This is a genomic window from Pseudomonas putida, from assembly GCF_001976065.1.
Taxonomy (GTDB): Bacteria; Pseudomonadota; Gammaproteobacteria; order Pseudomonadales; family Pseudomonadaceae; genus Aquipseudomonas; species Aquipseudomonas serbica.
Genome location: NZ_MNAH01000002.1, coordinates 458,427 through 481,351, shown reverse-complemented (window position 1 = coordinate 481,351; position 22,925 = coordinate 458,427). Strand labels below are relative to the sequence as shown.

Genomic DNA, 22,925 nt, shown 5'->3' with positions numbered 1-22,925 from the left:
ACAGGTCGTGAGCCTGACACCATCAGGCCTTGGGCAAGCCCTCGGGCCACAATAGCCGCACCGCATCACCCTCTTCTCGATAGGCATGGCAGGTGCCGATCACCCATGGGCGCACCGCGACGACCTGTTGCGTGCCCGTTTCCCGACGACGACTGGCCTCGGCACGGTAGGTGGAAAACAGCGTTTGCATCGCCACGTTGGCCATGCGCTCAAGCAGTTCGGTCAGGTGGGTACAACCGATGGCGCCACCGACGATGGCTTGCATCTTCTTTTTGAAGCCAGCGGCAATCTTCAGCCCCACCAAACCTGAGTAAGCGGCCGCCGCTTCACCACAGAACTGGCTGGCACCGGTCGCCGTCACCGCGACGATGTGCTGGATCACCATGTCGGCGTCGATGGTCATCACCAGGCGCATGTCATGGATCGTTCCGCCCTGGGGCACCCGGTGAAACGGCAGGTCGGTCGGTTCGTTGGTCAGGTCCTGCAGGCATCCTTCGATGTCGTACTGGCCATCGCTGCGCCGATAGCCCTTGCAGATGATTTCGCGGGTGTGCAGCAGTGTGCGAGTGGGTGAGTCAAGGGGCTCGGTGGTCATCAATCAATTCCTTCTTGCTGCTTCGCAAAAGCGTTTGAAACAGGCCGGTGACAGGTCCCCGACCGTTTTTCGGTGAGTAGGCCGTGCCTGGCTCGGCCGTTCACATCACTCAGTTCTTGCCGTACAGCGTGACCACGCAGGCGCCACCCAGCCCGAGGTTGTGCTGCAGGCCATGGCGCAAACCTTCGACCTGTCGCGCACCGGCGGTGCCACGCAGTTGGTGGGTCAGTTCATAGCACTGCGCCAGGCCCGTGGCGCCCAGCGGATGGCCTTTGCACAGCAGGCCGCCGGACGGGTTGGTGACAACGCGACCGCCGTAGGTGTTATCGCCGTCGAGCACGAACTGCTCGGCGCCACCCACCGGGCACAGGCCCAGGGCTTCATAGGTCAACAGTTCGTTGTGGGCGAAGCAGTCGTGCAACTCGACCACGCGAATGTCCTGGGGACCGACGCCGGCCTTTTCGTACACCGCGCCGGCGGCCCGTTCGGCCATGTGCGCGCCGACGAAACCGATCATGGTCTTCGGCTCGAAGGACTCAACCGGGTCGGTCACCAGCGACTGGGCGAGGATCGCCACATCAGTGCGCAGGCCGTGCTTTTTCGCGAACGCCGGCGAGCAGATGATCGCGGCGGCGGCACCACAGGTCGGCGGACAGGCCATCATCCGGGTCATGACCCCTTCCCACATCAATTGGTCATTCATGACTTCTTCGGTGGTGACGATCTTCTTGAACAAGGCCAGCGGGTTGTTGGCGGCATGGCGGCTGGCCTTGGCGCGGATCGCGGCGAAGGTGCTCATCTGCGTGCCGTACTTGCGCATGTGCTCACGACCGGCACCGCCGAAGGTGATCAGGTTGCGCGGGATGTCACCGGCGTCGCCACACAGTTCATCCTGAATCGGCAAGTAATCGCCACGGGGCAACGGACGGTCATCGAAGTTGGAACGGGTCGGCCCCGGGCGCATCTGCTCGAAGCCGACCGCCAGGGCGCATTCGACCTGGCCGCTTTCGACGGCGGCACGGGCCAGGAACAGGGCGCTGGAGCCGGTGGCGCAGGCATTGTTGATGTTGAATACCGGAATCGCCGTGCGGCCCACCCGGTACAACACGGCCTGGCCGCAAGTGGTGTCGCCGTATACGTAACCGGCAAACGCCATCTGCACCTGGTCATAGCCCAGGCCGGCATCGGCCAGCGCCAGACGTACCGCTTGGGCGCCCATGTCGATGTAACTCGGGCTCGCGCCTGGCTTGCTGAACGGGATCATGCCGACCCCGGCTACTAATGCGTGTTGACTCATGACGATGTCCTTGCTGGTTTGAGAGGTGTCACAGCGCTTGCGCGATGATTTCGTGCGTAGCCTTGCCGGTCATGCCGTGATCGACCGTGGCATGGGCAATGGAATGAGTGCGCAGGCGGCCTTGGGTGGCGCGCAGGCGTGCCAGTTCCTCGGTGCATTTGCGCAGGGTGTCGCTGGCAAACAGGTAGGCGATTGCGACTTGCTCGGCGGTCAACGGCTGGCGCATGCGCAGCTCCAGGTAGTGATCGACCAGCACCCGCAAGGCGACGGCGCGGGCCTTGATATCGGCGACCTTGTTGCGGGTGTGCTGCAGCGCCCACGAACAATGGCCACGGGTATCGAGCTGACGCAGATGGTCCAGGGTCAGGTCCAGCAGGTGTTCGAGGCGGCTGGCGGCAGAAATCGCCGCCAACAGGCGCTCCTGGTCGCCTGCCCGATTCAGGTAATCCAGGCCCCTGCCCGCTTCGCCCAGCAGGTTGCCCACCGGTACACGTACGTTGTCCAGGTGCAACTCGGCGGCGCCCGGTTGCGCGCTGGCAGGCACACTGCGGTTGCGCTGCACACCCGGGCGACCGGTTTCAACCATGATCAGGCTGACGCCCGTATCACCTTCATTGCCGTCGATGCGGCAAGCGAGCAGGATCAGGTCGGCGGCGATGCCGTTACCGACCGCGGTTTTGCTGCCGTTGATCAGGTAATCAGCACCCTGGCGCACGGCGTGAGTCCGCAAGCTCCCGGGTTTGCCGCCGGGTTCGATGACGGCCAGGGCCAGCACAACCTCGCCGCTGCAAACGCCTGGGAGCCAGCGACGCTTCTGCTCGTCGCTGGCCAACTGGGCGATGCACGGTGCGATGACGTCCGAGTGCAGCGACAAGGCCCGGTCACAGACCCCTGCCCGGGCAAACTCCTCACGCAGCACCGCAGCATGGCCCACGTCACCACCACCGCCGAATTGTTCCGGCAGGGTCACGCACAACAGCCCTTCACGACCGGCCTTCAACCAGACCCGCCGTTCAACATCACCGGTATTTTCCCGACCCGTGAGGCCAGGCAGGTTCTCACGCTCGAGAAAGCGTCGCACGGCGGTGCGAAACATTTCATGGTCTTCGCGGTAGAGAGTGCGTTGAACGTCCATCCGGAACCTTTGGCCATCGCCCGATTGCATGGAAAAAACGGGCTGACCCGTTCCAGTTTGTCGAGGCAATCGTTGCATGGGACCCGGTGCATCGAGAGCCACCCTCACAGGGGGGGCGGGTTTGCAAGACGTTGTGCGTGCACAATAATCGGGCAAGCTCATTGAGGGACGCAGGCGCTCAACGGCGCACCCTGAGGGTTGCGTTAGACCAAAGTCTCGGGCGACGGCCAGACGTGGCAATATGGCCGCACTTACAAGAATAAAAAGGTCAGTTTGCCAGGCGGTTGCGCCAGGCGAGTGATCCGTATGGAGGTTCTTTCAATGCCAGTTCACCGGGACAATCCAACGGTCGAGCCTGCCGGCCCTGCTCTCACGGCCGCCCCGGGTGAGCCATCAGCCTCGAAAAGTGGCTCTATCAAGTTCGCCAGTCCGAAATCGGCTGACAGCCACTTGTCGCGTTCTCGCCTGCTCCAGCAAATGGCCGACGCCGACGCGGCCCGCCTGATCCTGATTCGAGCAGCCGCAGGTTTCGGTAAAACCACGCTCATGCAGCAATATCGCGAGCACTGCCTGGCCCACGGCAAGCGTGCGCTGTGGATCAACATGGAGCCCGCCGACAACGATTTGCAACGCTTCGTCAACCTGTTGAACAAGGGCCTGGGCTTACTGCCCGTGTCCGACGAGCAGTCTGAGCGCAACGATCCACGCTGTGCCGAGGACCTGCTGGAGCTCATGGTCAGCGCCCCCTTGCCATTTGCCGTCCTGCTCGACGAAGTCGAAGTCATCCAGAATCCCGAGGTGCTCGAGTTTCTCCAGCAACTGGTCGAGCAACTGCCCTCAGGCAGCGTCGTGGTGATGGCGTCGCGCTCAACGCCGGGCATTGGCCTGGGGCGGATTCGCGCCCGTGGCCAACTGCTGGAAATTCGTCCGCAGGATCTGCGTTTCACCCTTGAAGAAGCCATGGCGTTCATTCGCGGCAAACGGCAGATCCCGCTGCATGACGACGAGCTGGCCACGCTGTACCGGCGCACCGAGGGCTGGATCGCAGGGCTTTACCTGGCCAGCCTGTCGCTCAAGGACCGGGACGATCACGGCACCTTCATTTCGTCCTTTTCCGGCTCCAACCTGGAGCTGGCCGAGTACCTCACCGAAGACATCCTGGCGCGTCAGACCGAGGAATGCCGGGTATTCCTGATGCAGACCAGCATCCTCGAGCAGTTCTGCGTGCCGCTCTGTGAAGCGGTGACCGGGCGCAAGGACAGCCGCGCCATGATCGATCACCTGGACCGTACCAACCTGTTCCTGGTGCCGGTCGACAGCCAGCAACAATGGTTCCGTTATCACCACCTGTTCGCCAGTTTCTTGCGCCATGCCCTGGATCGCCTGTACCCGGGCATGGCCCAAACCCTCCATGAAACCGCCGCGTCATGGTTCTTCAACGACGGGCAGCCGATCCCCGGCGTCGAACACCTGTTCAATGCCGGGCTCCTCGATGAAGCCGCCGAAGGTTTGAACCGTCACCTCGATACCCTGATCGACAGTGGCCGCACACGTTTGTTGCTGCGGTGGCTGGACCGGATTCCCGAGGCGACTCGCGACCGCTATCCGCTACTCAACCAGGCCTACGCCTGGCTGCTGGCGAGCACGACCCGCCTCAAGGACGCGATGCACGTGGCCGAACGTCTGGCGCAACAGTCGGGGGCCGCCTATGCCTATGTGCCAAAGGTCGTTGAATGTCTGCGCCTTGGGGTGACTGACCAGGCCGAAGCCTGTTGCCGCAGGGGCGTCGAATTGCTTGAGTGCATGCCCGCCGACGAGGTGCATTTATATATCGTGCTGGCCAACTCGGTGGCGATGAACATGGTTGCCAGCGGTCGCTACGATGAAGCGCGCAACCTGTTGTCCAGTGCATTGCAGCGTGACTCGCGGGTTCATTCGAGTTTTCTGCGCCACATCTTCCGCGTCAACGAGAGCACCCTGGACCTGATCCAGGGCCGCTTGAGCAATGCCCTCGTGCGTATGCACAGCACGCCGGAGCGAACGCAAAACAACGGCCAGCGCAAACCGCACGAAGCCAAGCTGTCGCTGGATATCCTCCATGGCCTGTTGCTGTACGAGAGTGGCGACTTTGCGCAAGCGCAAAAGTATTTGTCTCGCTGCCTGTTTTTCGCCAAGCAGGTCAGTTCCCCCGAGAACCAGATCATCACTCACGTACTGACCGCACGTATCGCCTACAGCCAGGGCGATCGCACCACCTGGACCCGCTGCCTGATGGAGCTCGAGCAGATCGGCCGCCAGGTTGGCTCGCCCCGCGTCCAGTGCTCTGCGTGGCTGGAGAGAGCCCGCGTGGCGTTGCTCGAACAGCGCCTGGACACGGCGCTGCAAGCCCTGCATTCAGCTGACCTTGTCGGCGATTGGGACCGTCCCGATTTCATCCGTATCGCCAACGACGTGGACACGCCGAGCATCGCCCGACAACGCTTGCGCATTTTCCAGGGCGAAGGCGCGGCGGCAGCCAAGGCCTTGCGCACGGCGATCGAGCAAGCACGGCACTGGCAACATCACCGCCGCGAACTCAAGCTGCGCCTTCTCCTGGCGCTCGCGCTGGACAGCACCCAGCAACCGCAGGAGGCGTTCCAGGCGCTCGGTGAAGCGCTGCGCCTGGCCAGCCATGACGGCTTCCTCGCCACGTTCATCGAAGAAGGCGAACGCATGGCGGGGCTGTTGCAACGCTGGGCCACCACCGGCAAGGCACGCTGCAAGGACCTGGGGATCGACTGCGGATTCGTCGACAGGCTGATGCAGCTATTGGAGGTCAGCGACGGCAACATGGAAGATGCCCGCAACGACAACGGCGCCCACGAAGTGCTGACGGTGCGCGAGTATCAGATCCTGCAACTGCTGGCCGCCGGGCATCGTAACCGCGAAATCGCCGAGAAGGTGTTTCTCTCCGAGTTCACGGTCAAATCCCACCTGCAGAAGATCTACGCGAAACTCGAGGCCAACGGGCGCACGGAAACCCTGGCCATTGCCCGCGCGCGGGGCTGGATCACCTGAAAGACCGACGCGCATCGCGGGGGCGGCCCGCAATGCGCCGATCAGGATGGCTACGGCTTGACGCGCTCCTTCAGGTGACTGGCCGGAATGGCGACCAGCAACACCACCGCGCCCACCACCAACACCCCTGCGATCACATCGAACGCCAGGTACAAGTCCCCGGTCGCCGACTTGATCGCGCCCACCACAACCTGGCTGATGACCCCGGCCAGGCCGCCGATGCAACTGATGACCGCGATGCCCACGGCCGCCGCCGAAGGTGACAGCAAGGCCGGTGGAATACTCCAGAACAGCGACAGCGCGGACATTGCGGCGGCGGCACCGATACTCATGAACACCAAGGACAGCACCAGGTGATCCTGGACCGGGCCCAGCAGGAAGAAGCAGGTTGCGCTGAGCAGCAGGGTCAGGCTCACGTGCCAGCGACGTTCCAGGCGTTTGTCTGAACTGCGGGCCAGCAAGTACATGCCGATCAAGGCGCCGGCATAGGGCACGCTGGCGAGCAGGCCAATGGTTTTCAGGTCATGTACACCGAATCCGCGAATCAATGTCGGCATCCAGTAAGACACCGTATTGGAGCCACTGTAAATGCAAAAGAACACCAGGCCGGCGACGTACACCCGAGGATTGCGCAGCACTTGCGCCAGGCTGGCGTTGGGCATGTCTGCCGGGCGCCCCTGGGCAAGGCCAGCGGCCAACATGTGTTTTTCCTGCGGCGTGAGCCAGCGTGCGTCGTGCGGTTTGTCCACCAGCCAGAACCAGCCGAACAGCCCCAGCAGCATCGCCGGGACGCCTTCGAGTACAAACAGCACCTGCCAGTCACGCAGGCCCAGCCAGCCATGGAAATGACTCATGATGGTCCCGGCGAGCGGCCCGCTGACGATGCCGGCAATCATCGCCGCCATCAGGAACACCGCAGTGATGCGCGCACGCAGTGCGGGCGGGAACCAGTACGTCAGGTACAGGATGACGCCGGGGAAGAAACCGGCCTCGGCCACGCCCAGCAGAAACCGCGCGACAATCAACTGGTTCGCCGTGGTGACAAAGGCCGTGGCCACCGTGACCATGCCCCACAGCACCATGATGCGAGTGAGCGTGGCCCGGGCTCCAATGCGCTGCAGGTACATATTGCTCGGTACTTCGAACAGGATGTAACCCAGGTAGAAAATACCGGCACCGATCCCGTAGGCGGCATCCGTCAGCCCGATGTCCTCGGCCATGCGTAACTTGGCGAAGGACACATTCAACCGGTCGATGGTATTGATCGCGTAGGCCAGGACCAGGTACGGCAACAGGCGCAGGATGACCTTGCGGTACACCGCACGGGTTTCCTCGACGGAATAATCGGCTGTCGCCGGCAGGTAGTGCTCCGCTGCGTGGCTCATGTGGCGCTCCTTTCCATGGGTAAAACCACCTCCCCCTGTGGGAGCGAGCCTGCTCGCGATGGACGTCAACGATGACGCGTGCATTCAGGAAGAATGCGGCGTATCTGATCCTTCGCGAACAAGCTCGCTCCTACAGTGACGGCGGTGTTTTTTTAGAGGGTTTGTTCGAGTTGCGGGACTGCTTCGAACAGGTCCGCCACCAGGCCGTAGTCCGCCACCTGGAAGATCGGGGCCTCTTCGTCCTTGTTGATGGCGACGATGACTTTCGAGTCTTTCATACCGGCCAGATGCTGGATCGCCCCGCTGATGCCGACCGCGATGTACAACTGCGGCGCGACAATCTTGCCGGTCTGGCCGACCTGCATGTCGTTGGGCACGAAACCTGCGTCGACCGCTGCACGGGAAGCCCCAACCCCGGCGCCGAGTTTGTCGGCGAGGCTGTACAGGTATTGGAAGTTGTCGCCGTTTTGCATGCCGCGCCCGCCGGACACGACGATCTTCGCCGCGGTCAGCTCCGGACGATCAGATACAGCCAGCTCCTCGCTGACGAAGCGGGAAATGCCGGCATCGTGGACTGTGGCAATGGCTTCAATGGCAGCGCATCCGCCGTCGGCGGCGACTGGGTCGAAACCAGTGGCACGTACCGTGATCACCTTGACCACGGCACTCGATTGCACGGTGGCGATGGCGTTGCCAGCGTAGATCGGGCGCTTGAAGGTGTCGGCGCCTTGCACCGCGATGATCTCGGAGATCTGGTCGACGTCCAGTGCAGCCGCTACGCGAGGCAGGATGTTCTTGCCGTTTGAGGTCGCAGGCGCCAGGACGTGACTGTAGATGGTGTGTTGCTCGATCACCTGGCTGACCACCAGCGGGGCGATGTTTTCCGGCAGTTGATGGGCGTAGGCCGGGTTGTCGGCCAGCAGCACTTTGGCGACACCTGCGATTTTTGCCGCGCTTTCAGCCAGGGCGCCAATGCCCTGCCCTGCTACCAGCACATGGATGTCGCCGCCGATTTTTACGGCAGCCGCCACTGTGTTAAGCGTGGCCGGGGCGATGGTGTTGTTGTCGTGCTCAGCGATTACCAGGATTGCCATTAGATCACCTTCGCTTCGTTTTTCAGTTTTTCGACCAGTTCAGCCACCGACTTGACCTTGATACCGGCGCTGCGCGTGGCAGGCGCCTGGACGTTCACGGTCCGGTTGGTGGAAGCCGTGGAAACGCCCAGGGCATCGGGGGTCAAGGTTTCAAGCGGCTTTTTCTTGGCCTTCATGATGTTCGGCAAAGAGGCGTAGCGCGGCTCGTTCAAGCGCAGGTCGGTGGTGACGATGGCCGGCAGCTTCAGCGCGACGGTTTGCATCCCGCTGTCGACTTCCCGGGCCACGATCACCTGGTCGCCGGCGATCTCGACGTTCGAGGCGAAGGTGCCCTGGGCGAAACCAGTGAGTGCGGCGAGCATCTGCCCGGTCTGGTTGTTATCGCTGTCGATCGCTTGCTTGCCGAGGATCACCAGTTGCGGCTGCTCCTGATCGACCACGGCCTTGAGCAGCTTGGCCACCGGCAGTGAACTCAGCTCGTCATTGCTCTCGATCAGGATGGCGCGGTCGGCACCCAGTGCCAGCGCCGTGCGCAACTGTTCCTGCGCGGCAACCGGACCGACACTGACCACCAGGACTTCAGTGGCAATGCCCTGCTCTTTCAGGCGTACGGCTTGTTCCACGGCAATTTCGCAGAAGGGGTTGAGGGCCATTTTGACGTTGGCCAGGTCAATGCCGGACTGGTCCGCCTTGACGCGAACTTTGACGTTGAAATCGACCACGCGCTTGACGGCTACGAGGACTTTCATCAGATAACTCCAAAAAAATGAATAGCTTTTTGTGTAGGAGCGAGCTTGCTCGCGAAGAGCCTGAGAACGACGCGTTGAATCAGCAAGCACGCGTTATCATCAACGGCCATCGCAAAGCAGGTCGCCCCCCACAGTGGGTAGTGGCGATCAGTTCGCAGTCGCAGGCTTGTGCAGCCCCATCAGCGCTTTCTTCACGGCCAGGCTCTGGTAGTTGATATTGCCGGGGTTCAGACTGACGCCTTCCTGGAACGGGTACTGGCCCAGCGTTGCCATGAAGGCCTTGACCTTGACCTGGATCGGCACCAGCAACCACGCCTGGTCCGCCGCCCAGCGCTTGGCCATTGGCGATTCCTTGCGCGCGGTCTGGAACGGGTCGGCCAGCAGGTTGGTCAACACCGGCACGTTGGTGACCTTGCGCGAAGCGCTGGCGAAATCCCCGGTCATTTGCGCGAACGCCAACCGCCACTCGCGCCAACGGATCGCATCCAGGTCGCCGCCCATGCTGAAGTAGAAATATTCCTCGCGCGGGCTGTCCTTGACCTCGCCCTTGAAGAACGGCAGGAAGTCATAGCCATCCAGATGCACACGGAACTGCTTGCCGTTGAGCTGCGTACCCTTGGCCAGATCCGCTACCAGGTTCGGTGCGCCCGCCGCCGCGGCCAGGGTCGGCATCCAGTCGTTATGGGCAATCAGGTTGTTCATATGGGTACCGGGCTTGAGTACCTTCGGCCACTTGACCAGCAACGGCACACGGTGCCCGCCTTCATTTGAGGTGCCCTTCTCCCCAGCGAACGGTGAGGTGCCGCCATCGGGCCAGCTGAATTTCTCCGCGCCGTTGTCGGTGGTGTAGATCACGATGGTGTTGTCAGCAATGCCCAGGTCATCGAGCTTCTTGAGCAACTGGCCAACCTGCCCGTCATGCTCGACCATGCCATCGGGGTACAGGCCGACGCCGGTCTTGCCTTCGGACTCTTTTTTCAGGTGGGTCCAGATGTGCATGCGGGTGGCGTTGAACCAGGCGAAGAACGGCTTGTCGGCCTTGTGCGCCTTGTCGATGAAGTTGTTGGTGGCCTGCACCAGCTCGTCATCGATGGTTTCCATGCGTTTGCGGGTCAGCGGACCGGTGTCTTCGATCCTGCCGTCGGCATAGGAATGGATCACACCGCGCGGACCGTATTGTTTCCTGAACGCCGGGTCCTTGGGGTAGTAGTAGGTCTCCGGCTCTTCCTCGGCGTTCATGTGGTACAGGTTGCCGAAGAACTCGTCGAAGCCATGGTTGGTCGGCAGGTGTTTGTCCCGATCGCCCAGGTGGTTCTTGCCGAACTGGCCGGTGGTGTAGCCCTGTTGCTTCATCGCGTCACCGATGGTCGGCGCCCAATCGGGAATGCCGTGTTCGGAGCCGGGCATGCCGATGGTCAACAGACCGGTACGGAACGGGTGTTCGCCCAGGGCAAAAGCTGCGCGACCTGCGGTGCAGGACTGTTCGCCATAAGCATGGGTAAACAGCACGCCTTCCTTGGCGATGCGGTCGATGCTGGGCGTTTCATAGCCCATCATGCCCTGGTTGTAGGCACTGATATTGAAGATGCCGATGTCATCGCCAAAGATGACCAGCACGTTCGGTTTGTCGGCGGCAGAACTGCAGACCGCTACGGCCAGCAACGTGCTCGCGACGCTCAGGTCGCGCAGCCGCTGGCGTAGCCATCGGCATGATTTTGTCATCATGTCTTGCTCCTTGTTCTTATTGTCTGGTTCGAACGCGCCTGGCGCAAAAACAGGCGCGCAGCGTCGGGTCTAGGCGTCCTGCATGAGTGCGCTGTAGGCCTGCAGGTGATGGTCGTCGTCACCGAACTGGCGGGCGATCATCAGCAAGTGTTTGGCATGGTGCGACAGCACGTATTCCCACGTCAGGCCGATACCGCCGTGCAACTGGATACCCTGGTCGGCGACGAAACGCGCGGCGCGGCAGACGGTGTACTTGGCGGCGGCCAGGGTGCGGCTGCGTTCTGCGCTGTCCGGCTCATCGGCCACGCAGGCGGCGAGCAGGGTCATGGAAGTCGCCTGGTCGAGTTCGATGTACATGTCGACCATGCGGTGCTGCAGGGCCTGGAATTTGCCGATGACCTGGCCAAATTGCTTGCGGGTCTTGAGGTAATCCAGGGTCAGCGCGCAGGTCGCCTGCAGGCTGCCGACGGCTTCGGCGCACTGCGCGGCGATGGCGCGGCCCTGCTGATAACGCAACGCATCCAGGGCCTTTGCGTGCTCGCCCAGTATCGCGGCGCTGCTGACGAACACGTTGTCCAGGAACAGGTCGCACGCCCGGCGGCCGTCCATGCTCGGGTATTCGCGCACACTCACGCCCGCGCTGGACGGATCGACCAGGAACAGGCTGATGCCCGCCTCGTCACGTACATCCCCGGACAGCCGCGCCGAGACCAGAATCAAACCGGCACTCTGCCCGCCCACCACCACCGACTTGCGCCCGGTGAGGGACCAGCCACCGGTGACCGCTACGGCGCGGGTCTGTACATCGTGCAACTGGTAGTGGCTCTGCGGCTCTTCGACGGCCACCGCCAGTTGCAACTCGGCGCTGGCCACCGACGGCAGCAGTTCGTTCTTTTGCGCCGGGCTGCCCAGTTGATCGATCAGGCCACCCGCAAAAATTACCGAATGCAGCCAGGGCTCCAGGCACAGGCCGCGACCGAGTTCCTGGGCCACCAGCATCACATCCACGCCATTGCCACCGAAACCGCCGACCTCCTCGGCAAACGGCACCGACGTCAACCCCAGTTCGCCCATCTGCTGCCAGAACTCGGCGCTAAACCCCTTGGCGCTCTCGCGAAACTGCTCGCGCTGCTCGAACGTGTAGGTGTCGCGTACCAGGCGCGCGGCGGTGTCTTGCAGCATTTGCTGCTCTTCGGAAAGTTTGAAGTCCATGGTCTGCCCCTTAGAGTTCGAGAATCATCTTGGCGATGATGTTCTTCTGGATTTCAGTGGAACCGCCGTAGACCGAAGCTTTGCGCATGTCCAGGTACTGGCAGGTGGAGCTATTGCTGAACTCGCTGTGCAGCAGTTCGCCCTCATGGTCGTAGCCCAACTCGTCCTTGAGGAACGGGTTGGCGTAGGCTCCCACGGCTTTGGTCAGCAGGTAGGTGATCGCCTGGCGAATCTCGGTGCCCTTGATTTTCAGGATCGAGCTTTCCGAACCGGGAACACCGCCCTCCTGGGCCGCAGCGAGGATGCGCAGGTTGCTCATGCCGATGGCCATCAACTGGATTTCCACGTCGGCGATCTGTGCCCGAAAGTGCGGATCTTCGATCAGGGGCTTGCCGTTGCGACGCTCCGCCTTAGCCACCGCTTTGAGCCGCGACAACATGGCCTTGGCGATGCCGATCCCGGCGATGGTCGTGCGCTCATGGGTCAGCAGATACTTGGCACAAGTCCAGCCCTCGTTCTCGCGGCCGACCAGGTTCTTCACCGGTACCCGCACGTTGTCGAGGAACACTTCGTTGACGTAATGGCCGCCATCGAGGGTGATGATCGGCCGCACCGTGATGCCGGGGCTCTTCATGTCGATCAGCAGGAAGGAAATGCCCCGTTGCTGTTGCGCCTCGGGGTCGGTGCGCACCAGGCAGAACATCCAGTCGGCCATGTGCCCGGTGGAGGTCCAGGTCTTCTGGCCGTTGACCACGTAGTCGTCGCCGTCCCGCACCGCGCGGGTGCGCAGGCTGGCCAGGTCGGAGCCGGCGCCCGGCTCGGAGTAGCCCTGGCACCACCAGTCCACGCAATTGAGGATGCGCGGCAGGTAATGGGCCTTTTGTTCTTCGGTGCCGAACTTGATGATCACCGGGCCGACCATGTTGATGCCGAACGGCACGATTCGGGGCGCACCGGCCACCGAACATTCTTCATCGAAAATATGCTTCTGCACGGCGGTCCAGCCCGTGCCACCCTGCTCCACCGGCCAGCTCGCCGCCAGCCAGCCCTGGTCATTGAGGGTGCGCATCCACAGCACCTGGTCGGCTTTGCACACCGACTTGCCCTGGTTGATCCTGTCCGCGATGTCTTGCGGCAGGTTGGCCTCGAGAAACCCGCGCACTTGCTCGCGGAACGCCACTTCCTCGGCGCTGAAATGAATGTCCATCTGATACCTCAATGATGAGTCGCCAGCCTGTGGCTGGTCTTGTTAGTCGATGACCGAGTGGGGCCTGCCGTCGCACAGGGCAACCTGGCGACGGCAGCGCAGCGTCATTGATCGAAGACGATGACCGAGCGCGCCAGCTCGCCACGGCGCAACTCGTCGAAGGCCTCGTTGATCTGCTCAAGCTTGATGCGCTGCGAGATCATTTCATCGAGCTTGAGCCGGCCCTGCATGTAGAAGTCGGTCAGGCGTGGCAGGTCCACCGGGAAGCGGTTGGAGCCCATGAACGACCCCTGGATGCGGCGCTCGTGCAACATGGCCATGGGGTCCAGTTCCAATTTCACGCCGGGTTTGATCATGCCGATGATCGTCGCGGTGCCGCCGCGAGCCAGCATGCCGAACGCCTGCTCGGCAGTTTGCTTGAGGCCGATGCACTCGAAGGCGTGATGCACACCGCCTCGGGTCAACTCCAGCACCTGCGCAACGGCGCTGCCGTCCTTGGCGTTGACCACATCGGTGGCGCCAAACTGTTTGGCCAACTCCAGTTTCGAGTCGAGCATGTCGATGGCGATGATTCGCCCGGCACCGGCCAGTGCCGCGCCATTGATGGTGGACAGGCCGATACCGCCGCAACCGATCACCGCCACCGTCTCGCCCGGGCGCACCTTGGCTGTGTTGAACACCGCACCGGTGCCGGTGGTGACCGCGCAACCGAGCAATGCGGCGCGGTCGAGTGGCATGTCGCGGCGTATGGCCACCAAGGCGTTCTCGTGCACCAGCATCTGCTCGGCATAGGCCGACAGGTTGATGAACTGGGTCATCGGTTTTTGTACGTAGGTCAGGCGCGACTCTTCATCGACACGGCGCTTGGTGTCCGGGGACACGCACAACGACAGGTGCCCGGTGACGCAATGCTCGCAGTGGCCGCAATAGGCCGACAGGCAGGTCACCACGTGATCGCCCGGCTTGACCGTGCGCACCTCGCTGCCCACTTGTTCGACGATGCCGGACGCTTCATGACCGAGCACCACCGGCATCGGGTACGGATAAGCGCCATCGACGAAGTGCAGGTCGGAGTGACAAACCCCTACCGCAACGGTGCGCACCAGCACTTCCCGTGGGCCGGGCTTGCTGATGCCGACTTCTTCGATGATCAGTGGCGTACCGGGGGCATGCAGAACGGCAGCTTTCATATTTTTATTCTCTTGTTTAAGCAGGATGTGGCCGGCGATGGCGAACGCATCCGCCATCCCGGGGGTTGTCTTAGCGCTTGATCATCGAACCGACGAACTGACGAACCTGTTCGCTGTACGGAGGACGCATCGCGTCCGGCCCGTCGACAGCGCGCAGTACCGATTTGCCGTGGCTGAAGGTGCGGAAGCCGTCGATCCCGTGGTAGCAGCCCATGCCGCTGTGACCGACACCGCCGAAGGGCAGCGTCTCGACACCGCCATGGCGCAGCACGTCATTGAGGGTGACCCCGCCAGAGGTGGTGCGATTGAGTACAAAGGACTCTTCCCCGGCATCGTCGCCGAAGTAGTACAGGCCCAACGGACGTGGACGCAAATTGATGTAGCTGATCACTTCCGCGAATGATTTGTAGGGTTTGAACGGCAACAGCGGGCCGAAAATCTCGTCCTGCATGATCTGCAGTTCATCACCGGGGTTGCGCAGCAGGGTCGGCACCATCTTGTGGTGCTTCTGGCCACTGAAATCCTCGCCGGCCGGGTTCAGTTCGATCAGCTCGACACCCGCGTCACGCGCCTCGTTGAGGTAACCGTGCAGACGTTCAAAGTGACGGGCGTTGATCACCGAGGTGTAGTCCGGGTTCTCGAGCAGTGTCGGGAACAGCGTGGCAACCACGTCCCGGACCGTTTCGACGAAGGCGTCCTGTTGTTCCTCGGGCACGAACACGTAGTCTGGCGCCAGGCAGATCTGCCCGGCGTTGTGCAGCTTGCCGGTGAGGATTTTAGTGACCGCGACTCTAAGGTCGGCGGAGCGCGAAATGATGGTCGGCGACTTGCCGCCCAGCTCCAGGGTGACCGGCACCAGGTTCTCGGCGGCGGCGCGCATGACGTGCTTGCCGATGCTGCTGGCGCCGGTGAACAACAGATGGTCGAACGGTTGCTGGCTGAAGGCGTGGCCGATGTCCGGGCCACCGGTGATGATTGCCACTTCGTCTTCGGCATAGACTTCACGGAAGATCCGCGCCAGCAACGCCGAGGTTTGCGGGTTGTATTCCGAGACCTTGATCATCACCCGGTTGCCCGCGGCCAGGGCCCCTGCCAGACCGTTGAAGACCATGTTCCCCGGAAAGTTCCAGGCCGTGAGAATGCCCACCACGCCCAGCGGCTGATACTGCACCCACGCCTCGCCGCGGTCGGTGGCCCTCTGGTCTGGCTGCATCCATTCGGCAATTTTCGCCTTGGTATACTTCAACGATGCCAATGGCCCCAGTACATCGAGCATGCGCGAAAAGTCGCGGCTGCGATGACCGAAGTCCGCTGACAGGGCTTCGATGATGTCGTCCTGGTAATCGACCAGCAGGCCGATGGCCCGGTCGATCAGTTCGCAGCGTTGTGCGGCCGTCCAAGGCTCACTGGCAAGGCTTGCGGCACGTTGCTTGTCCAGGATCACGCGAATATCGGCAGCCTTCAGGTTTTCGTTGGCACTCATGGTGTTCGGACTTCCATGCAAGGGTGGGCGGTTGGGGAGCTGCCAATCCGGTGTCGTCCCGTTACACTGGCGGGCTCGAACCCTGAATCGGGTGTCGCTCATGACAGGCGATACTAGAAAGGCCCGCACCGGCCCGACGACAACCAAAGGTAGGATGCATGGAAGGTTTTGAACGTAGTTCCAACGAACCAGCACAGGGAGCAACGCCGCCCATTCGCGCGGGTAAATTCCTGGCGCCGGCCACCCTGCCGGGTCAATTGGAACGTTCAGCCTTGCTTGAGCAACTGCAACCACGCGATGGCTTGCGGCTTATCCTGATCAGTGCCTGCCCCGGCTACGGCAAGACCACGCTGCTGCAGCAATACCGCGAACGTTGCCTGGCCGAAGGCCGGCGTGTGTTGTGGTGCAACCTCGATGCCCTGGACAAAGATCCGCAGCGCTTGACTCAAGTACTGCTTACCGGCCTGCGCGATATCGGTTTGATCGAGGCGGGCGACAACCCCGCTGCCGAAAGCAGTGCGGCGCAGCGCGAGCACTGGCTGCTCGAGCACATCGCCGCGAGTGACGACGCGTTCACCCTGCTGATGGACGAATTCGAAGTCCTTGATCAGACGCCGGCCCTCGAATTCATCCAGCAGTTGCTCAAGGCGTTGCCCATGGGGGCGACCCTGGCCATCGCATCGCGCACCACCCCCCAGATCAATCTGGGCCGTTTGCGCGCCCGTGGCGAACTGCTGGAGATCGGCACCGATGCGCTGCGCCTGAGCCCTGACGAGACTGCCACCTACATCTTGCAAAAGCGCCAGTTGCCGCTGGACCTGGCCGATATCGAAAGCCTGCACGAGCGCACCGAAGGCTGGATCTGCGGCATTTACCTGGCCACCCTGTCTCTGCAAAGACACGGCGATCCGGCCGCGTTCATTGCCTCCTACAACGGTTCAAACCCGGCATTGGCGGAGTACTTCGGCGAAGACGTGTTGGCCCGGCAGACCGCGCAGGTCCAGCAATTTCTGTTAGAAACCTGCGTCCTGGCGCGATTCTGTCCAGCCTTGTGCGATGCCGTCACAGGTCGCCATGACAACCAGTCGATGATCGAGTCACTGGAACGGGCCAACCTGTTCGTGATGGCAACGGACGAGCAGCGCCAATGGTTTCGTTATCACCCGCTGTTCGCCGATTTTCTCCTGCAAACCCTCAAGCGTCACCCGGACCTGTTCGAGCGGCAGCATCAAAAGGCCGCGAGTTGGTATTTCGCCAATGAGCGCCCGGTAGAAGCCCTTGAACATCTGTTTACCGCCCACGCCGTCGACGAAGCAGCCACGCAACTGGTGCTGCACATCGACGAACTGGTGGAGAATGGCCATGCCAGCCTGTTGATGCGCTGGCTTTCGCGCATTCCCGTGGAGATACGCGATGTGCATCCGCGCCTGGGCATTGCCTACGCCTGGGCACTGCTGCATGCGCGTCGTCACAAGGACGCACTGCAGGTCCTGGAAAACCCGGCGCTGGCGCAAGAACACCACTACGTTCACCCGCTGTTGCTGCTGATCGGCGACCGTGTCGATGAAGCGCTGGTGGCCGCCACCGAGCTGTTGTTGCAGCTGGGTCCTGAGGACAAATTGCAGTATCGCGTCACGGCATTTGTGCAAATCTGCGCGCTGTTCTACACCGGCCGCTTCGACGAAGCACGCAAAATGCTCGGCGGAGCCGGGCTGCGCGAGGCGCAACAGGAGTCGACCTACCTGCGCGATGTCACCGATGCGCTGGAAACGATGCTTGACCTGACCCAAGGGCAACTCGACAGCGCCCTGACCCGCGCGGACACAGCCATGCGCCGCAGTCGCGAGTCGCTGGCGGGTACGCCACCGGTGGGTTATCCGGTCCTGCAAACCATCCATTGCGTGGTGCTCTACGAAACGGACGCGGTCGATGAAGCACGGCGCCGACTCACCGAACTGCTGCCCTATGCCCGGCAGCATGCTGCGCCGGACTCATTGATCAGCACCCATGTATTATTGGCCCGCCTTGCCTACCTGCACGGCGACCGGCCGGCCTGGATGCGATATCTGGCCGATCTCGATCAGTTGGGCCAACTGGCCGGTTCTACGCGCATCCTCTGTTCGACCTGGCTGGAACGGGCGCGTGTCGCCACCCTGGAAAATCGCCTGGATACCGCCGATCACGCCATGCGCGCCGCCGAGCAACTGAGCGACTGGGAACAACCGGGCGTGACCTTGAGCGCCAATGACGTCGACACCCCTTTCATCGCGCGCCAGCGCCTGCGTATCGCGCAAGGTGATAGCGCTTGCGTCGACACGTTGCGTCAGGCCATGGCCCACGCACTTGAACGACACCAGCATCGTCGGGCCTTGAAGTTGCGTTTGTTGCTGGTCCTCGCACTTGACGGCGCGAAACACCACAAAGAGGCGCTTGAACATTTGACGGCGGCCCTGCGCCTGGCCAGCCACGTCGGATTTATCCGCACCTTTCTCGATGAAGGCGCGCCCCTGGCGGCTGTGCTGGAGCGCTGGTCGGTGACCTACCATGGCCAGGAAGAAGCGTTGGGCATTGGCAGCGGTTTTATCGCCCGGTTGCTGCGTGGCGAAAACAGCCACAGGAAGGTCGAACCCAAGCGTGAAGACGAACCGCAGACCACTCTCTCCACCCGTGAACTCCAGGTGGTGCGCTTGCTTGCACTGGGCTACCGCAACCGCGAAATCGCCGAGAAAATGTTTCTCTCGGAACTGACGGTGAAATCGCACTTGCGCAAGATCAACAGCAAACTCGGCGCGGGCGGACGCACCGAGGCGGTGTCGATCGCACGAGCCCAGGGGTTGCTGGACTGATCGCTCCTACAAGGATCGTACGGATGCCAATGCGTTTTCGATGAAGGCCAGCATCTGCGTGTGCAGCAACTCCAGATCGACGGACGCGGGGTTCAGCAGGACCTGCAGCATCATGCCGCGCAACGTGCCCAGGAACAGCAAGGCCCCTGTCATGGGGTCCACGTTCGAGCGGATCTCGCCGTTGTCGATGCCTTCGCTGATGTACCTTGCCAGATGCTTTTGCACCGAGAGGTTGTACTCGGCGAGGACCTGCACCGTTTCCGAGTCCTGGGTCACGGCCTCCGACATCAGGGCCAACAGTGCACGGGTATTGACCCAGTCGCCGTCCGGGCGCGCCAGATAGACACTGACAAATCCCTTGAGCGCATCCATCCCCGGGCGCCACTGCGGCGACCGGGCCTGGACCAATTCCATGAATGTCGCATTGACGAAACCCGCCAGGGCACGCAGCAGACCGGCCTTGTTGCCAAAATGGTGAGTCGCCAGGCCACGACTGTAGCCCGCTTCCTCGCCCACCTCCGATAGCGTCATGCCGACCCAGCCCTTGCGCGCGACGATCTGTCGGGCAGCGACCAGCAGGCGTTGTTCCGCCTCGGCGCGACGCTCCAGTTGCGTGCGCCGCGAAGTCGGCTGGGTGGTTTTTTCTACGGGTTCCATCGGGTGATTCCTTACTGTCCTGTAAAAACGGGCGTGCGCCGTTCAGCCATGGCGCGGGTGCCTTCGGCAAAGTCGGCGCTGACGATCTGCCACTCCTGCTCGGACGCCTCGCGATCAATGATCCGGTCAACCGCATCGGCCAGGCCCATGCGCAGGGTCTCTCGGCTGGACATGACCGCGCCGGGTGCCGAAGCGGCGATTTCCTCGGCCAGTTCCCGGGCCTGTTGGCGCTCCATGCCCGGTTCTGCCAGCACATCGGCCAATCCGATGCGCACGGCTTCACGGCCATCGATGCGCCGCCCGGTGGCGATCAGCAACGAGGCCATTTGCGGGCCGACCAGACGCGGCATGGTAACCGAAATCCCGAAACCCTGATGAATGCCCAGCCGGTTGAAGTTGGCCGAAAACCGCGCTTTTTCGCTGGTCACGCGAAAGTCCGCCACCAGTGCCAGGCCCAGGCCTCCACCGATCGCGGCGCCCTCGACCACACAGATCAGCGGTTTGCGATTGCGAAATAGGCGCACGGCCGACTTGTAGACACGGCGCGGGTATTGCGGGTCGCGCTGATCGGCACCCGAGAAGTCCGCCCCGGCGCAAAACACCTTGCCTTCGGCCTGCAGGATGACGACCCGGCACTGTGGCAAATCGTCGAGGTATTGCAGGGCGTCGGCCAGGTCATTGATCAGTTCGGCATCGAAAAAATTCAGTGGCGGACGGTTGAAACCCAAGGTTGCGACATGGCCTTCAAGGCCCAGTGCCAGGCCGCGGCCGGGGGTAAAGGAGGTATTGGTCGACATGCAAGCTCCGTATGTTTGGCGAGGTTCAACAGTAGCAGCGGCTTGATTCGCCGCCTGGGATGCTGTTAGCTTATTTACTTGTTGAGCGTTCAGCAAGTTACAAAAACAAAACAACAACCCTCTTCATATGAGCAAAAAAGCCATGCAGGCACTCGATATACGTCCCTGTCAATTGGACGCCAGAACCCAGGCTTTACGGGCCCAAGTGCGCGAATTCGTCGCCGAAACACTGAAGGACTACCCGGCTCGTGAACGCGCGAAAAACTGGAACGGTGCCGACCCTGAGTTCAGCCGCAAGCTCGGCGAGCGCGGTTGGCTGGGCATGACCTGGCCCAAGCGCTACGGCGGACATGAACGCAGTGCCCTGGAGCGTTACGTGGTGCTTGAGGAGCTGCTGGCCGCTGGCGCGCCAGTCAATGCGCACTGGATCGCCGAGCGGCAATCCGGTCCGTTGCTGATGAAGTTTTCCCCTGATGTGCTGGCGCCACGGCTGATGCCGGCTATTGCACGCGGCGAGCTACTGTTCTGCATTGGCATGAGCGAGCCGAATGTCGGCTCCGACCTGGCGTCGGTGCAGACCCGGGCGGTAAAAACCGAAGGGGGTTGGCTCGTCAATGGCAGCAAGGTCTGGACCACGGGTGCCCACCGCTGCCACTACATGGTCACCCTCCTGCGCACCGGACCGAAGGACGAGAGCAATCGTCATGCCGGGTTGTCGCAACTGTTGATCGACATGCGTGCCTCCGGCGTCACGGTTCGGCCGATCTACAACATGCTGGGCGAGCATGATTTCAATGAAGTGTTCCTCGATGACGTGTTCGTGCCCGACGACTTTGTCATCGGGCAGCCAGGTGATGGCTGGAAACAGGTCGGGGCCGAACTGGCGCTCGAGCGCAGCGGCCCGGAGCGCTACCTGAGCAGCACCCAGTTGTACCTGGAAATGCTCGACGCCGCCGACCCACAGGATTCGCGCCACCGCGTCAGCCTCGGTCGCGTCGCCGCGCGCTACGCGGTGCTGCGCCAGATGTCGTTGGGCGTCGCCGGCATGCTCGCCCGCGGCGACAACCCGGCAACTCCGGCAGCGCTGGTGAAGGACCAGGGCGCCCTGCTCGAACAATCCCTGCCCGACCTTGCCCATGACCTGTTTGGCGGCACCCGCCAACCCGGTTCCCGACTCGACCAGGTGATGCGTTACCTGACCCAGACCGCCCCGTCGTTTTCCCTGCGTGGCGGCACCCGCGAGATTCTGCGCGGCATCATTGCCAGAGGATTAGGACTGCGATGAACCAGGCTACCCCCTTTCAAACACTGGATGACAGCGCGCCATCCGAGCTGCAATCGATCATTGCCGACAGCGTCGAGCGCCTGTTCGACGAACAGATCACCCCTCAGGTGCTGGCCAGTTTCGATGCCGGTCAAGCCGCGACAGCGTTGTGGCAACAGGTGCTCGAGCAAGGCCTGCCCGGTGCCTTGATGGACGAAGAGGCCGGCGGCAGTGGCGCCAGCTGGCTGGAGGTCAGCCCGGTATTGCGCGCCATAGGTTACTGGAGCGCACCCCTGCCCTTGAGCGAAACCATGCTTGCCTCGCTCTTGCTGAGCCGTGCCGGGCTTGAAGTGCCTGTGGAACCGATCACGCTGATTCAGATCGGCCGCCTCGGCGACCTGGCGTTGACCGCAGATGGCCATCTCGAGGGCCGCGCATTCAATGTACCGTGGGCCCGCAGCAGTCGCTGGGCGGCTGTCGCCAATGACGCGGGACGACTGGCATTGGTAGACCTGCGCCAGCCCACCGTCAGCCTGGAGGCCGGGAGCAATTTTGCCGGTGAGGAACGTGACACCCTGCACTTCGCCCACGCTCGCATTCACGCCATCGGCCAGTTGCAGATAGCGGATGTGCAGGAACCTGTCTGGCTGTTCGGCGCATTGATCCGTGCCTGCATGCTGGTCGGGGCGCTGGAGTCGAGCCTGGACAAGGCCGTCGGCTACGCCAACGAGCGCGCCCAGTTTGGCAAGGCCATCGGAAAATTCCAGGCGATCCAGCAGCAACTGGCGCAGATGGCCGGAGCCATCGGTGCCGCGCGCATGGCGACCCAGGTCGCCTTGCGTAGCGCTTGCGATGCCTTGCAGGCAGAACCCGGGTGGCGCAGCAGCCTGGCGTTCGATGTGGCCGTGGCCAAGGTCTGCGCCGGCGAGGCCGCCACCCTGGCCACCTCGATTGCGCACCAGGTTCATGGGGCCATCGGCTTCACCCACGAACATACCCTGCATTTCACCACCCGGCGCTTGTGGTCGTGGCGCGATGAATTCGGCAGCGATTCGCAGTGGGCTGATGTCCTCGGCCAAGCGGCGATCGCAGCCGGTGGCAAGGGCTTCTGGGCAGGACTGACAGAGCGCCAGTTCTGACAAACAGGCATTGCCCGCCAGCGGGCACTGCCCCTCAACCAAGTTCTCGGAAAGGGAGTTGACTGCCATGACCCTGCACTGGAATACGTCCGG

17 protein-coding genes are annotated in these 22,925 nt (G+C 62.5%); 4 read left to right on the top strand and 13 right to left on the bottom strand.

Features of this window, described 5'->3' with window-relative positions; translation table 11 throughout:
* Positions 1-22: 22 nt before the first annotated feature.
* From BKX96_RS08780 to BKX96_RS08770, 3 genes are all read right to left on the bottom strand, one after another.
* Positions 23-595: a DUF2889 domain-containing protein gene (locus tag BKX96_RS08780; protein WP_077183404.1), complete on the bottom strand. Its 573-nt coding sequence runs from the start codon at positions 593-595 to the stop codon at positions 23-25.
* A 109-nt stretch (positions 596-704) separates the two neighbouring features.
* The gene (locus BKX96_RS08775; RefSeq protein ID WP_077183403.1) at positions 705-1,892 is read right to left on the bottom strand and encodes a lipid-transfer protein; all 1,188 of its coding nucleotides are present in this window, start codon (positions 1,890-1,892) and stop codon (positions 705-707) included.
* A gap of 28 nt (positions 1,893-1,920) precedes the next feature.
* On the bottom strand, positions 1,921-3,027 hold the full coding sequence (locus tag BKX96_RS08770) for an acyl-CoA dehydrogenase family protein (RefSeq protein ID WP_077183402.1): 1,107 nt from the start codon (positions 3,025-3,027) through the stop codon (positions 1,921-1,923).
* Between the two features lie 450 nt (positions 3,028-3,477).
* Here BKX96_RS08770 and BKX96_RS08765 point away from each other — a divergent pair, with 450 nt between their 5' ends.
* Positions 3,478-6,084, top strand: coding sequence for a winged helix-turn-helix domain-containing protein (locus BKX96_RS08765; protein WP_256721412.1), 2,607 nt, complete (start codon positions 3,478-3,480; stop codon positions 6,082-6,084).
* A 50-nt stretch (positions 6,085-6,134) separates the two neighbouring features.
* Here the strand turns inward: BKX96_RS08765 and BKX96_RS08760 are convergent, their stop codons facing one another.
* The 8 genes from BKX96_RS08760 to BKX96_RS08725 form a co-directional block, all read right to left on the bottom strand.
* A complete protein-coding gene (locus tag BKX96_RS08760) occupies positions 6,135-7,469 on the bottom strand; it encodes an MFS transporter (RefSeq protein WP_077183401.1) in 1,335 nt (444 codons plus the stop codon).
* A gap of 152 nt (positions 7,470-7,621) precedes the next feature.
* On the bottom strand, positions 7,622-8,563 hold the full coding sequence (locus BKX96_RS08755; RefSeq protein ID WP_077183400.1) for an electron transfer flavoprotein subunit alpha/FixB family protein: 942 nt from the start codon (positions 8,561-8,563) through the stop codon (positions 7,622-7,624).
* Complete coding sequence (locus tag BKX96_RS08750) at positions 8,563-9,312, bottom strand: electron transfer flavoprotein subunit beta/FixA family protein (protein WP_077183399.1); 750 nt, start codon at positions 9,310-9,312, stop codon at positions 8,563-8,565. The genes BKX96_RS08755 and BKX96_RS08750 overlap by 1 nt, the downstream gene beginning before the upstream one ends.
* Before the next feature lie 147 nt (positions 9,313-9,459).
* A complete protein-coding gene (locus BKX96_RS08745) occupies positions 9,460-11,037 on the bottom strand; it encodes an arylsulfatase (protein ID WP_256721406.1) in 1,578 nt (525 codons plus the stop codon).
* Between the two features lie 69 nt (positions 11,038-11,106).
* Positions 11,107-12,249 (bottom strand): acyl-CoA dehydrogenase family protein, encoded by a 1,143-nt coding sequence (locus BKX96_RS08740; RefSeq protein ID WP_077183398.1) that lies wholly within the window; start codon positions 12,247-12,249, stop codon positions 11,107-11,109.
* 10 nt (positions 12,250-12,259) lie between these two features.
* Positions 12,260-13,456, bottom strand: coding sequence for an acyl-CoA dehydrogenase family protein (locus tag BKX96_RS08735; RefSeq protein WP_077183397.1), 1,197 nt, complete (start codon positions 13,454-13,456; stop codon positions 12,260-12,262).
* Positions 13,457-13,560: 104 nt separating this feature from the next.
* Complete coding sequence (locus BKX96_RS08730; protein WP_046819323.1) at positions 13,561-14,646, bottom strand: Zn-dependent alcohol dehydrogenase; 1,086 nt, start codon at positions 14,644-14,646, stop codon at positions 13,561-13,563.
* A 70-nt stretch (positions 14,647-14,716) separates the two neighbouring features.
* A complete protein-coding gene (locus BKX96_RS08725; protein ID WP_077183396.1) occupies positions 14,717-16,129 on the bottom strand; it encodes a coniferyl aldehyde dehydrogenase in 1,413 nt (470 codons plus the stop codon).
* A 158-nt stretch (positions 16,130-16,287) separates the two neighbouring features.
* Between BKX96_RS08725 and BKX96_RS08720 the strand changes: the two genes are divergently transcribed.
* Entirely contained in the window at positions 16,288-18,975 is a 2,688-nt protein-coding gene (locus BKX96_RS08720) for a winged helix-turn-helix domain-containing protein (RefSeq protein WP_077183395.1), read from the top strand.
* A gap of 6 nt (positions 18,976-18,981) precedes the next feature.
* On the opposite strand, the gene BKX96_RS08715 is transcribed toward BKX96_RS08720, so the two are convergent.
* On the bottom strand, positions 18,982-19,632 hold the full coding sequence (locus tag BKX96_RS08715) for a TetR/AcrR family transcriptional regulator (RefSeq protein ID WP_077183394.1): 651 nt from the start codon (positions 19,630-19,632) through the stop codon (positions 18,982-18,984).
* 11 nt (positions 19,633-19,643) lie between these two features.
* The gene (locus BKX96_RS08710) at positions 19,644-20,429 is read right to left on the bottom strand and encodes an enoyl-CoA hydratase/isomerase family protein (RefSeq protein ID WP_046819245.1); all 786 of its coding nucleotides are present in this window, start codon (positions 20,427-20,429) and stop codon (positions 19,644-19,646) included.
* Positions 20,430-20,571: 142 nt separating this feature from the next.
* Here BKX96_RS08710 and BKX96_RS08705 point away from each other — a divergent pair, with 142 nt between their 5' ends.
* The gene (locus BKX96_RS08705; protein ID WP_046819246.1) at positions 20,572-21,714 is read left to right on the top strand and encodes an acyl-CoA dehydrogenase family protein; all 1,143 of its coding nucleotides are present in this window, start codon (positions 20,572-20,574) and stop codon (positions 21,712-21,714) included.
* Positions 21,711-22,832, top strand: a complete 1,122-nt coding sequence (locus BKX96_RS08700) for an acyl-CoA dehydrogenase family protein (RefSeq protein ID WP_077183393.1) — start codon at positions 21,711-21,713, stop codon at positions 22,830-22,832. The genes BKX96_RS08705 and BKX96_RS08700 overlap by 4 nt, the downstream gene beginning before the upstream one ends.
* Positions 22,833-22,925: the final 93 nt, after the last annotated feature.

Excerpts from the sequence above, each read along its gene's own strand:
- BKX96_RS08780 (WP_077183404.1), bottom strand. The coding sequence starts at position 595 with ATGACCACCGAGCCCCTTGACTCACCCACTCGCACACTGCTGCACACC.
- BKX96_RS08775 (WP_077183403.1), bottom strand. The coding sequence starts at position 1,892 with ATGAGTCAACACGCATTAGTAGCCGGGGTCGGCATGATCCCGTTCAGC.
- BKX96_RS08770 (WP_077183402.1), bottom strand. The coding sequence starts at position 3,027 with ATGGACGTTCAACGCACTCTCTACCGCGAAGACCATGAAATGTTTCGC.
- BKX96_RS08760 (WP_077183401.1), bottom strand. The coding sequence starts at position 7,469 with ATGAGCCACGCAGCGGAGCACTACCTGCCGGCGACAGCCGATTATTCC.
- BKX96_RS08755 (WP_077183400.1), bottom strand. The coding sequence starts at position 8,563 with ATGGCAATCCTGGTAATCGCTGAGCACGACAACAACACCATCGCCCCG.
- BKX96_RS08750 (WP_077183399.1), bottom strand. The coding sequence starts at position 9,312 with ATGAAAGTCCTCGTAGCCGTCAAGCGCGTGGTCGATTTCAACGTCAAA.
- BKX96_RS08745 (WP_256721406.1), bottom strand. The coding sequence starts at position 11,037 with ATGATGACAAAATCATGCCGATGGCTACGCCAGCGGCTGCGCGACCTG.
- BKX96_RS08740 (WP_077183398.1), bottom strand. The coding sequence starts at position 12,249 with ATGGACTTCAAACTTTCCGAAGAGCAGCAAATGCTGCAAGACACCGCC.
- BKX96_RS08735 (WP_077183397.1), bottom strand. The coding sequence starts at position 13,456 with ATGGACATTCATTTCAGCGCCGAGGAAGTGGCGTTCCGCGAGCAAGTG.
- BKX96_RS08730 (WP_046819323.1), bottom strand. The coding sequence starts at position 14,646 with ATGAAAGCTGCCGTTCTGCATGCCCCCGGTACGCCACTGATCATCGAA.
- BKX96_RS08725 (WP_077183396.1), bottom strand. The coding sequence starts at position 16,129 with ATGAGTGCCAACGAAAACCTGAAGGCTGCCGATATTCGCGTGATCCTG.
- BKX96_RS08720 (WP_077183395.1), top strand. The coding sequence starts at position 16,288 with ATGGAAGGTTTTGAACGTAGTTCCAACGAACCAGCACAGGGAGCAACG.
- BKX96_RS08715 (WP_077183394.1), bottom strand. The coding sequence starts at position 19,632 with ATGGAACCCGTAGAAAAAACCACCCAGCCGACTTCGCGGCGCACGCAA.
- BKX96_RS08710 (WP_046819245.1), bottom strand. The coding sequence starts at position 20,429 with ATGTCGACCAATACCTCCTTTACCCCCGGCCGCGGCCTGGCACTGGGC.
- BKX96_RS08705 (WP_046819246.1), top strand. The coding sequence starts at position 20,572 with ATGCAGGCACTCGATATACGTCCCTGTCAATTGGACGCCAGAACCCAG.
- BKX96_RS08700 (WP_077183393.1), top strand. The coding sequence starts at position 21,711 with ATGAACCAGGCTACCCCCTTTCAAACACTGGATGACAGCGCGCCATCC.